Here is a 12700-nt window from a genome sequence, read left to right as displayed (position 1 = left end):
TCATTCATCCTTTAATAGATTATGTTTCATATAATTTATAACCGCTTCTCGTTTATAGCTTTCTTCTAAATCTCTGTTACCTAAAAAGACATTTAAACTACATAATCTCGTATGATAATTTTGGAGTGAGCTCATTCCATTCTTTTCTAACATTTCAAACAAGCCCTCAAACCAATCTGGTTTAAATTCTGCATTTTTAGCGTCATCTAACATATCGCTTAACCAATTTTGCTTCACAATAAATTCCTTTATTTTCCCCATCTCTTCACGACGGTTACACTTATCCATACAAAAAGCACAAGCAGGCCCAAAATCATATTTTCTATCATAGTGATGAAATTCTTTTTTCACTGTATCTTTCACATTTTGAATAACAGTTTTTCTTGGATAATCAAAATCTTCTTTTATATAAGGCATTTGTACAAGTTTTGGCCGCATATCTCCTTCTGCATAAACAGCAGCAAATCCTCTTCTTAAAGAACTAATATATTCAATTTGTTCTTGTGTCATATTCATAGATTGTCCAATTAATTCCCGATCTTCTTGCATAACTATTCTATGTACAATTTTTAAATTTGTATTTTTTAATGTATCCGGTGCTAGTTTCGTCGGAACTTGATCCGCAATTAAAAAACCTTGTCCATAACTACGAATTTCGGCTAATAAATTTGTGAAAAATTCTACTGATTTCGCACGAACATTCCCTTCCCCACCACTTGATACATTAGCTAACAATCTATGTGCTTCTTCAATTAAAATAAGATGTTCAAATCCTTTATTTCTAGTAAGCTTCGTTCTTCTATATTCATACAATTGAACTAAAATAATTCCCATCATAAATGCTTTTACATCATCGTCGCCTATATCTTCTAGTTCTAAAATGACAGGTCGGGACAATAAATCCGCAATTGGAATAGACTTATCTGTATTTAACATGGCACCTTTTCCACCAACACGTAATGAGTGAATCCTTGCCTTCAGTGCTGCTGTAATATCTGATTTCAAGCGTTGATCATACCCTAAATTATCAACAACAACATCCACTTTGTAATATAAGTCATCTAAAGTTGGAAAAACATTTGCACCGTATTTATTTTTATTACTTAAAATGTCCCAACCTCGATCTTCATATATTTGATAAATGCTAGTTTCTAAAACATGCGGCATTGGTGCATAAAGCTCAAAACTCGCCTTAAAGGTTGATAGCACATAGTCAATATGAGTCTGTAATGGAACACCTTCTATTTTTTCAAATGGGTTAATTCGATACGGAACAGAATTTTCATCCTCCGCTCCCAAGGTGAAAACTAAAACATCTTCAAAACCTTCCATATTATACATTTCCCAATATTCTCGTTTAGCTGATTCAATTACCATAAAAGGAATGCGATGCTTATTCCATAAATTACGAAGTAGTCCTTTAGACGTATTGGACTTACCTCCACCAGTAATTCCTACAATTAAACCATGTCGGCTTAAATCCATTAAATCCATATCATAGATGAGATTACTTGGCTCTAATTTTTCATACGACTTTATTTCTTCATTACCATTAATAATCTTTCCTACTGTAAAATTATTACTTGCATCATGGATTGAACGACGGTTCGCAACATCAAACTCCACATACTGATCAATATAAAAACCCGGCATTTCTTTCCGCGGGATTTGGCATAAAGTTGAAAGCTCTCTGGTCGGCAAAATTGTTTGATACAAATACTTATAACAATGAACTTCCTTCGTAATCCCTTCACCATGCAAATCCCATACTCCTATCGGATGCTTCATTGCCTTCTGGCGTGGTAATTCATTCGCTGGAAACTGAAAATTAGATGCATAGTATAAAATGTTATCTACAGGTAAAGTTCTTATTCTCTCCGGTTTAGATTGTTCACCATTATAAACAGAAGTAATTAAGTTTCGTAGTTTTGTTGCATTTGTGAATTGATCCGCCAAATAATATCCAGCAACTCTCCACATTCCCATCGTTCTTCCACTATCCATGCTCTCTTCTAATGAATTAAGGTTGTCCACGTACTTTTGAATGGTTAAGTTCGTTACTTCCCAAGATTCCTTACCTAGACTTCCACCTGATTCTGATACTTTAATAAACTTACTTACGTTATCAATTTCATTCAATACCCTTTCATGCGCTAACGTTACTTGAAAAGGACTCATCGACTTCGCAACCACAATATACGCCCAAGAACTCCCATACATCCCGGTACATAAACGTTCAATTTGTTGACTCTTACTTTCCCCAAAAGTTTTATTAGTCGGGATACCTGTAATAATTCCTCCGTTATTCCCGATGGAACGTAACTTCTGTGACATCTCATCCATTTCAACTTCTTGCAATTTGGCATAAGGATATGAAGCGTGTAATGAAGAAGATAAAATGGACTGATTGAATTGATCCGTTCCAACATAAACACCTATTTCTTTCGGACTACCAATCAGTAAAAATGTAAATGTTGACTGTAAAGATGCAAAACCACTAAGCACATCGCTCATAATGGCGTCAAAGTCAAATTCCTTTTCGTCCTTTCCTTCCCAAAAATTTGCAAGACCTTTTATTTTAACGAAACTAAGTTGTCCCAATGATTCCATATTTAAATTTGGACTTAAATTCGATTTATCCAAATAAGACTTTCTCAGTAAATGATCTTTTTCTCTTATTTCTACTGTATCTATGTTATGTAAGCGCAAAGAAATCCCCCCATTAATAAACTAAAGATTGCATAAAAAAGCACTCATACTTTTGAGTGCTCATTTTCATAATCTATTTAACGAAAAACCTTTTTAATCATTATCCAAATTCCGAAAAGAACGATGATTAACGGTAATATAGCAACAAATATATTTGATATGAAAGTCAAAATGACAGATACAACTAAATTAACAAGCCCAATCCAGTCAAAAGAAATAACAAAATTAATAATAAAATATAATAAGAACATAATAATTGCCGTCATAAATCTTACACTATTTGCTGACATACCACTATTGACTGAAACTGTTGTGTTGCTATTTAAATTTTCAATATGCTTAGCTACTACTGTCCCATGACGATCTCGCTTTCCAAACACTTGAACTAAATTATGATCTCCAATTTTCCCTCTTACAATTTTTCCATATACAACTACTTCATGTCCTTCACCATCTTGATCATACACTTGGAATGTATTCATATATCCATCCTTCATAAATGGAATTCCTTTTATACATGCATCAAACCATCTTCCAAGCGTTTTACCTGGTATTACATCTTCCTGAAAATTACTTACCTGCCCTTTTATCGATCCATTCTTTTTAGCCTTGCTTACTTTTATTGTTTCTCTCGCTGCACTTGTTTGCTGCTCCGTATATGTAGATTCAAATGGGTCAGTTGTTTTATTAGGGGGTGTGGGCTTCTTTTCTTCATAAAAAGTATTATCAAATACATCCGCAAAATCATCATTTACCGTAGTATTCGCTGATTTTGTTTTCATCCTTAAAAAGTTTTTACACTTCGGACATTCCCCAACATTTTTAGGATATTCCACCCCATCTAAACATATTGGACATTCTTTCACTTCTCTCTCTCTCCTCCCAAGGCAAGCCTTGTATAAAATAAATATTACATTTCCATACATATTTTAGTATATAATAGGAATTTAATTTTAATAAGCCATTTTTTATATTTTTAATAATAAAACTATTTTTCTGTATATAAAGAACATAAAATGTTATTTACAAAAAAATATAAATAAGTACTCGAACATACAATAAAGTGACCCTTTAATCAGGTGAGCTTTCTCCCCCTCATCATTCGTAGCACCAATCAGGATTGTTCGTGCAGTTAATACAGAATACAACAACTAAAAACAAAAAAGACCCTAACCTCCTCAAACTATACAGGAAATTAGAGTCTTGTCTCATTAATCATTGATTAAATTAAAAAACTATGTTAAATTAGTACAGAAACACGTTTTCAGAAATACAAAGAACGTATTTATCCGTATCTTAATTGTACACCAAAACACATCTTCAGTCAACCTCTATTTTTCACTTTTAAAGGAGTGCTACCGTATGAATAAAAAACTTGATTTAGAGCAAAAACGCTTGGATACCGTAATCGAAACGATTGCGAAACAAATTGATAAGCTGGAAAACGAAACTGGTAGACGCCGGGCAGAAGTAATCAATATTCGTAAACATTTCTGGGATGACGTGAAAGTGAATACTGATACTTTTGATGATTATCTTGAAACAGTTATCAACTTAAGACAACAAGCTCAGTCACTAGCTGTCACACAAATTACTCATAAGCACACCTTTAATCGGCTTGCCGCACTAAAACGCATGCATAAATCACCTTATTTTGGACGAATTGATTTTAAAGAAGAAGGAGAATCTGCTGCGGAGCAAATTTATATTGGCGTAGCTACACTTACTGATGCAAGCGGAGAAAATTTTCTTATATATGACTGGCGCGCACCCATTTCAAGTGTCTACTACGATTATCCACCAGGACCGGCTGAATACAGTACACCAGGTGGCGTAATTCACGGTAACGTGGAGAAAAAATTACAATACATTATTCAAAATGGCGAGATTGATTCTATGTTCGATACGAGCCTTACAATTGGCGATGAAATCTTGCAACAAGCGCTCGGAAAAGGTACGAACAAACATATGCAAAGTATCGTCGCTACGATTCAGCGCGAGCAAAATGAAATTATTCGTCACGATGAAGGCCGACTCCTTATCGTGCAAGGAGCTGCTGGTAGCGGTAAAACGTCCGCTGCGCTGCAACGAATCGCCTACTTACTATATAAATATCGCGAATGGCTAAAAGCGGATCAAATTATTCTCTTCTCCCCTAACTCTATGTTCAACAGTTACGTATCTAACGTACTACCTGAACTCGGCGAAGAAAATATGCAGCAAGTGACATTCCAAGAATATTTAAACCATAGACTAAGTAAGTCATTTGACGTGGAAGATCCATACGAGCAATTAGAATATATGCTAACTGAAACAAATAGCCCTACCTATAAAACGAGAAATGCGAGCATTCGCTTTAAAGCATCTACTCAATTTTTCGAGATGATTCGAGCGTACAGACAATCTCTTGAATCATCAGGCATGCTATTTAGAGGAATGAAATTTAGAGGAAAGCTAATTGTTTCTGCGAAAGAAATTACAGAGCAGTTTTACAATACCGACTCCTCCCTCCGCTTCCATAGTCGAATTGAAAAGTTAACGGATTGGCTAAATAAGCAAATAGATGCACTTGAAAAAGCAGAACTGAAAAAGCCTTGGGTAGAAGAAGAAATTGAACTACTGAGTAAAGATGAATATCAAAAGGCTTATAAATATTTACAGAAAAAAGGTGAGTTTGACGACAACTCCTTTAACGATTTTGAGAAAGAAGCGAAAGTACTTGGACGTATGATTGTCCGTAAAAAATTGAAACCACTTCGCAAAGGTGTTCAAACATTGCGTTTCATCAATTTCACAGGCATATATAAACAGCTATTCACAGATGCATCATGGGTTACGGGAGAAAAGCCGAAAGACTGGGATGACATTTGCTCATTAACGGTGAACATGCTAGATGAAGGAAAGCTATATTACGAGGATGCGACTCCATTTTTACTTTTAAAAGAATTAATTGAAGGCTTCCAAACGAATAGATCGATTAAACACGTACTCGTAGACGAAGCGCAAGATTATTCGCCGTTTCAGTTCGAGTTTTTAAAACGTCTCTTCCCTGCTGCAAGAATGACGGTACTCGGTGACTTTAATCAAGCGATATTTGCCCATGCAAGTGAAACAGTGAATTTCAATACACTTACTAGCTTATACGGACCGGATGAAACAAACGGCATTAACTTAACTCGTAGCTATCGCTCAACAAAACCAATTATTGAATTCACACGTGCTCTCGTACCAGAAGGAAAGAACATTCACGCCTTTGAACGTGACGGCGAGAAACCTACAGTGACGAAAGTATCAAATGACAGCGAACTGCACGAACGTATTACTGCCAAAGTTGCTGAACTACAAAAACAAAATCACAACACGATCGCAATTATATGTAAATCTGCAGCTGAAAGCGCCGCGGCCTATGAGGCACTTATTCATATCGAGAATATTAAACTCGTGAAGAGTAACTCAGCTGAGTATGAGCAAGGCATCGTCGTGATCCCAGCTTACTTAGCGAAAGGTATCGAATTTGATGCTGTTATTATTTACAATGCTTCTAAAGATGTATACAGCGATGAGAGCGTTCGTAGATTATTCTACACTGCTTGTACGCGCGCGATGCACGAATTGCAACTTTATAGCGTTGGCGAGGTTAGTCCTTTTATTGTTGAGGCTGATTCGGAGAGTTTTGAGCTTATTACAACACCTTGATAACAATCAAGGTGTTTTCTTTTTTATGCAGGACTTACACCTTTAAAGTAGAATATATCAGTTTAGAAAAAAGTTAAGGAGCGAAAAGATGAACCATTATTTTATTGCTATTTATGACGGTGAGTTTCCTACCGAGAAATTACATACCATTTTACAATCTAATCCCACTTTTACTGATCTAAACGTCCGCACCCTTTCAATCTCATCACCAAGACCTTTCACATTATTAGTTGACGAAGAACACGATGCACTTACAATTGAACTTACAGACAAATACCACTTATTAACGAAAGAATTGCAAACACTTGAGCAGCAAGAAAAGTACTACTATGTATACGATTATAAAATTAGAAAGACCATCGAGAATCCTACCCAAAAATGCTTTCCATTCGCACAAATCAATATAAGTGTTACGAAATTCCATCAGATGATTCAAAAAGTAAAAGACTTAAAACGACCTGTATTTGCAGGTTATAACATCGTCTCTCATGATGCAGACATACTTACGATTGATGTACTTCTTTCTTCACCTTTATTGGATCCTAACACTTCTGAAAAAGATGCGACAGAATATGTTTATTTGCAACAATTAGCTGAATCAATTTCTCGTTCTGAATTGTGTACTTCTATTAAAGCGAGTTCACTTATTTAAACATAAAATGAAACTTTATCGCTAAGTTAGAGTTGTTCTATTATAAATTTAAACAGGTGTGCTATCCGAAAAATACTATTTTAATAAGAAGGAACCCAAATCAAATTACTATGTAGGAACAAAATAATAAAGAGGGTAGCCCTCGGCATACCCTCTTTACTTCGCCCCTTAACTTTCTGAAGTCTGCGAACGTTTTATAAACAAAGCTACAACGACTGCAAGTAGTGCCAAACCAAAGCCAATTGTAAATGCGTTATGCACGCCTGAAACCATTGCTTCTGTCAATTGAGCTGGGTCAGTCGGATTTGAAGATGCATCCAAATATTTCTTCTGTCCGGAAGTCATAACGCTAATAAAGAACGCAACTCCTACCGCACCCGCTACTTGTGATAGAGTATTCAAAATAGCTGTTCCGTGAGGATAAAATCGCTTCGGAAGTTGGTTCAAACCGTTCGTTTGCGCCGGCATCATGATCATTGAAATAGATATCATCATAGTGACGTGTAATAGGATGAAAGTTATTTTAGACGTATCTGCCGTTACTTGTGTAAAGAACCACATCACACCTGCTAATAATAGCGTACCAGGAATAATAAGCGCTCTTGGACCAAATTTATCAAAAAGCTTCCCTGAAACTGGAGAAAGCAGACCATTCAACAGGCTACCTGGAAGCATGATAAGACCGGTTGCATAGACAGTTAAGCCTAAAGCACCTTGGAATAGAAATGGTAATAAAGTCATTGTCGAGAACATCGTCATCATCATGATCGTCAATAAAATTGTCGTGAGCGTAAACATCGGATACTTAAATGCACTAAGGTCTAGTAATGGCTCTTTCAATTTCAATTGACGCAATACGAAGAATAGAATTGCTACAAGACCAATTAGGATTATGCCATATACTTGGAAACTACCCCAACCTTCACCTGAGCTACTAAATCCATAAACAATTCCGCCAAATCCAATTGTAGATAAAAGAATAGATAATACATCCACCTTTGGTTTAGTAGGCTCAGAGACATTTTTCAAATAAATAAATGCAAAAACAATAGAAAAAATCGCGAATGGAAGAACGAAATAAAATAGCCATCTCCAATTCAATGTTTCCAAAATGAGCCCTGAAAGTGTCGGCCCAATGGCAGGGGCAAACATGATTACAAGCCCAATACTCCCCATTGCCGCTCCTCTCTTTTCAGGAGGATATAGAAGGAGAATCGTATTCATTAATACGGGCATTATTAATCCCGTACCTGCTGCTTGTAACAAGCGACCCATTAATAGTATAGAAAATCCAGGCGCAATCGCACTTACAAGTGTACCGAAAGTAAAGATTACCATAGCACCTATGAATACTTGTCTTGTTGTAAACCATTGTACTAATAAAGCAGAAGCTGGAATGAGTACAGCAACTACAAGCATGTACCCTGTTGAAAGCCATTGAAGAGTCGACGCTGTTACATTCAACTCAACCATTAATTGTGGAAAAGCAACGTTCAATAATGTTTCATTCAAAATGGTGAAAAACGCTCCAATGATCATTGATATTAAAATTGGGAGTCTTTTCACATTGTCAAACTCCTTTGACTGCGAAGAAACAGGTGCAGTTTGAGTATTCATACATAAACCCTCCTTGTATTTTCTTTTATAAGTTTTTACTACCTTTGCTAGTCATATTTAACGTAGAAACGCCCATACCAAATTGAAAACGGTAGAGCACAACTACAAGTAAGATCAACAATGACATCACGCCGAAGATATTACTATACATATTTGCAGCTTCATTTGCAACAAAAGGATTTAGCTTTAGTGAAGTCGATCCTTTATCAAGCAATTTCCCTACTACACTCATAGCCATCGCGCCAGATATGAAATTAATCATCGACAGTAATCCCATTCCCACACCTGTCTCTTCCTTTGACAGTGTTTGTGAAATCGTATTAGACATTGAAATCTGCATAAAGGTCTGTCCTACATTTCCGAAAATTAAAATCAATGCTATGACAAAAGCCGAGACCCCAATGAAAGTAGATAATAATGAGAAAGCAAGGAATATGAATACTGAGGCAATAAAAACGAGTACAAAATTGCCCCGAGTATCAGCTACCCTTCCTCCCTTTCTTCCCATAATTGCCGAGGCAATTGCAGCTGGAACTAAAACAAAACCAATATTCGAAGGAGTCAATCCATTTACTGCCGATAGAAATTGCGGCGTCATGAATGTCATGCTAAAGCTCATCGCTGTCGTCATAAAGGCAAGGAGTAACCCAATCGAAAAATTCTTATTTTTAAACAGAGTCGGTTTAATAAAAGGCTCTGTAGCTTTTCTAATTCGCAAAATAAAGAAAGCTAACATAACAAATCCTCCAAGGAATAACAGCACTTGCATCTGCGTAATGGCAAGCAAGAAGAACGCGACTGATATAGCTAATAACCCTCCGCCAAGAATATCAATACTACCCGCCTTTCCTTTTGCATTGTCTAAATACTTTCTAAAGAAAGGTAGCGTTAGAAGCGGTAGTAATGAAAGAACAAACATGAGTCTCCAGCTTCCAAAACTCGTAATTAATCCAGCGGCAACGGGCCCTAAAGCATTCCCAAGCGCTAAACCAACTGCTGAAGTTCCAAGCGCACGCCCCCTTTTCTCTGGCGCAAAGTATCTAACCGGAATAATCATTGCTGTCGCAGGAAGAACAGAAGCTCCCGCTGCCTGAATGACACGGCCTAAAATGATAACCCAATACTCAGTAGCAAGTAGACCAAGCAAGGAACCTAGAGCGAAAATAAGTAGTCCATACGTTAACAAATCCTTTAACCGATATTTATCCGCCAGTTTTCCCATTACGATGGAACCAACAGCATAAACAACCATATAACTCGTCATAATCCAGCTAACCTCTGAAGGAACAAGGTTGAATTCTTTACCGATTTCAGGAAGAGCTACATTAAACATCGTACCGTTCATAACCGAAAATATTAGCGTAACTACTAAAACTGCTAGTAATTTATCCGCATTTTGTGATGAATGATCTACCATCGTGTAGACCTCCCTTCCTCTTTCCCATAATCTACATAGATTTAAATGAGTATCAACATAATGAATATCCTCACTATTTTATTATAATGAGGATATCATTTTTATCGTACGTGCTCAGTTTCTACCTCTATTCAATCAAATCTACAATTCGCTTTACAGAAGTTCTGTTACCGCTGAAAAATGAATGACCGCAAGAACTAGTGCTAAAATCATAAGCACGGCTGCTGGCATGATTTTTCCAATTGGATCTTTAACACGCATATGTGACAATACAGCTCCTAACATAATACAAGCAATCCATAATGCTGCTAAAACTAATACGATCTCATTCCAGAAACCAAAAATTAGTCCAACCACGCCTGCCAAAGCAATCCAACCTGTCGCAATTCTAAACCATTGCGGTAAACCTAAATGAGCGAAAGCCTCTACTTGCATTTTTGCTCCCGCAATTTTACTCACACTCGAAAAGAAAAATGCAAAAATTAATAAACATTGAAGTACTAATGCTACAATAGTCATGTACAATCCTCCATTATATATTTTTTAAGGGTATTGCTATTAAATGCTGAAACGATTTGAAATTCCTTACATAAATCCACCTCTCTCTATTATCGTTTTCTATAGATCCCCGCATCAGTTATAATAGTAATTATCCCGCTATTACACATTATGAGTACGCGATATAATGAGGTTACTCACTAATTGTTTATAATATAGAGAGGATACTCACTAATAATATACAATATATTTATGAAACGTGCAAAAATGAACTACAAAATAATGAGGAGGTCATCCCATTCATGAAATCAAATAATCCAGCTGCAATAGATATCATCCATATTTTAATGCAATCGTCCAACTATGTTCAAAGAGAATTTCAATCTCAATTGTCAGCCCTTGACACACCTTATCATCTAACAGGTCCTAGGTTACGCGTTCTATCCACCGTTTCTGAAAATGGTCCCATTCGAATGAATGAATTAGCTGCTAAATTAGGCGTCAAAGCACGTACAGTTACCGATTTTGTCGATGCACTCGAACAAGACAAGCTCCTAGTTCGTATACCAGATCCAACTGATCGCCGAGCTACATTAATTCAACTTACTGAACGCGCGCATTCCAATATGGAGCAGGCGCTCGCGTTCCAAGACAAGGTCGCAAACGATATTTTACAAAACCTCACATTAGAACAACGCGAACAGTTTTTTGAACTTCTATTACTATTAATAAAAGATAAGCAAATTCCAGATTCATGCGGAGAAGTTGAGAACGGAAAAACTTGTTAAGTGTGTAAATAAAACCACCTACACCCTAAAAAATATAGGGACTAGGTGGTTTGTTTTTTAAGCTGATTTTCTCGCTGGAATGTCTTTACGTCGATATACACTTAGTACGATTCCCATTATAAGCGCATGAAATACAGTTGGTGTTAATCCATAACTAATAAAAGGTAGTGATATAGCAGTAATCGGTAATAAACCTAAAATCATACCGACGTTATAAAGGAATTGTACTACGAAAAGAGTCAATCCACCAACGAGCAGCAATTTACCGTACCGATCATTTATTTTATAAGAGATGACTATTAATCTTGCTACAAAAAGAGAAAGAACGAAGACAAGAATTAACGCAAGCCAATACCCATAATAGTAAGTCAAACTTGCAAATACAAAATCAGTATCCGGAGCAGGGATGAATTTCATATCTCCATATGTACCAAACCAACCTGCTGACGACATTACCTCCTTTAAACGTATATACATAAATCCTGCGCCCTGTGCATCACGCTCTGGATTCAAATACCCTAAAAATCTATCCAAATAAACTCCTTTTACTGTGTGCCAGGAAAAATAGGCCCCTATAATCAATAAACAGATTGGTACAATTGTAATAATTAATGCCTTTTTCTTCCCTAACTTACTCCACCAAAGCATAACGAATACCATCGTGATATAAATAAAAATCACTGAAAAAGCTGCGCCAATTAAAAATAAATACAAAGAAAATAAATAAAGAGCCACAAGATGCATTACTTTTATCCTACTATTATTGAAAAAAGAAGCCCAAGCTAGAAAAAAGAACGGCACTGCCATTAAACGGTCAATTGCAATAGGACCAACTTTTATTATCGGTTCTCCAAGCATCCCAGCATTCGGAAAGCAGTATAGCATTAACAAGATAAGTACACCAATTGTATAAAACAACCATCCTAATCTCTCTAACTTCCGATAATTAATCAGCATCATCCCTAACGCTGTTGCAATACCAAGAACAACAAATATCACCTTATCCATTAGTAAATCATTCATATATCCAAAAGCTATAACCGGCAAAAACCCTAACCCCATCGCAGCCACTAATAAACCAATTAAAAACCAATCAACCTTTGGCTTATGCAGTTTGTTAAGTTCTTGTCCCAGTTTAATTGGACTCCCCATTTGCTCAACAGCCTTATCTTCAGCAACTTCCTCACTTAACCCTTTATCCATCCACATATTCTTTGCCTGTTTTAAGTGAAAATTCAGTTCAGTTGCTACTAAGTCCTTCGCTTCTTTTGATTTAATATGGTTCGTAACTTCTGTTAAAAAACGCTCCCCTTTTTTATTCAA

At 36.3% G+C, this 12700-nt stretch carries 9 protein-coding genes; 3 read left to right on the top strand and 6 right to left on the bottom strand.

What is annotated here, in order from left to right:
* Both ACTFR9_RS19515 and ACTFR9_RS19510 read right to left on the bottom strand, forming a co-directional pair.
* A complete protein-coding gene (locus tag ACTFR9_RS19515) occupies positions 1-2709 on the bottom strand; it encodes an ATP-binding protein (RefSeq protein ID WP_229136828.1) in 2709 nt (902 codons plus the stop codon).
* 77 nt (positions 2710-2786) lie between these two features.
* Positions 2787-3575, bottom strand: coding sequence for a hypothetical protein (locus ACTFR9_RS19510; RefSeq protein ID WP_000656650.1), 789 nt, complete (start codon positions 3573-3575; stop codon positions 2787-2789).
* Positions 3576-4071: 496 nt separating this feature from the next.
* Here ACTFR9_RS19510 and helD point away from each other — a divergent pair, with 496 nt between their 5' ends.
* Both helD and ACTFR9_RS19500 read left to right on the top strand, forming a co-directional pair.
* Positions 4072-6405, top strand: coding sequence for an RNA polymerase recycling motor HelD (gene helD, locus ACTFR9_RS19505; protein ID WP_229136827.1), 2334 nt, complete (start codon positions 4072-4074; stop codon positions 6403-6405).
* A gap of 88 nt (positions 6406-6493) precedes the next feature.
* Positions 6494-7057 (top strand): hypothetical protein, encoded by a 564-nt coding sequence (locus ACTFR9_RS19500; protein ID WP_001017107.1) that lies wholly within the window; start codon positions 6494-6496, stop codon positions 7055-7057.
* 168 nt (positions 7058-7225) lie between these two features.
* On the opposite strand, the gene ACTFR9_RS19495 is transcribed toward ACTFR9_RS19500, so the two are convergent.
* The 3 genes from ACTFR9_RS19495 to ACTFR9_RS19485 all read right to left on the bottom strand — a co-directional run bounded on the left by ACTFR9_RS19495 (position 7226) and on the right by ACTFR9_RS19485 (position 10610).
* Positions 7226-8674: an MDR family MFS transporter gene (locus ACTFR9_RS19495; protein WP_001097156.1), complete on the bottom strand. Its 1449-nt coding sequence runs from the start codon at positions 8672-8674 to the stop codon at positions 7226-7228.
* Between the two features lie 25 nt (positions 8675-8699).
* A complete protein-coding gene (locus ACTFR9_RS19490; protein ID WP_000227532.1) occupies positions 8700-10091 on the bottom strand; it encodes an MFS transporter in 1392 nt (463 codons plus the stop codon).
* Positions 10092-10244: 153 nt separating this feature from the next.
* Positions 10245-10610 carry a DoxX family protein gene (locus ACTFR9_RS19485; RefSeq protein WP_000156910.1) on the bottom strand — a complete coding sequence of 122 codons (366 nt, stop codon included), beginning with the start codon at positions 10608-10610 and terminating at the stop codon, positions 10245-10247.
* Positions 10611-10891: 281 nt separating this feature from the next.
* Between ACTFR9_RS19485 and ACTFR9_RS19480 the strand changes: the two genes are divergently transcribed.
* Complete coding sequence (locus tag ACTFR9_RS19480; RefSeq protein WP_000841457.1) at positions 10892-11377, top strand: MarR family winged helix-turn-helix transcriptional regulator; 486 nt, start codon at positions 10892-10894, stop codon at positions 11375-11377.
* 57 nt (positions 11378-11434) lie between these two features.
* Here the strand turns inward: ACTFR9_RS19480 and ACTFR9_RS19475 are convergent, their stop codons facing one another.
* Positions 11435-12700, bottom strand: a complete 1266-nt coding sequence (locus tag ACTFR9_RS19475; RefSeq protein ID WP_001034637.1) for an FtsW/RodA/SpoVE family cell cycle protein — start codon at positions 12698-12700, stop codon at positions 11435-11437.

The organism is Bacillus cereus group sp. MYBK222-1 (genome assembly GCF_051916425.1).
Lineage (GTDB): Bacteria > Bacillota > Bacilli > Bacillales > Bacillaceae_G > Bacillus_A > Bacillus_A paranthracis.
The sequence above is the reverse complement of the archived record's forward strand: the minus strand, read 5'-3'. Positions and strand labels throughout refer to the sequence as shown.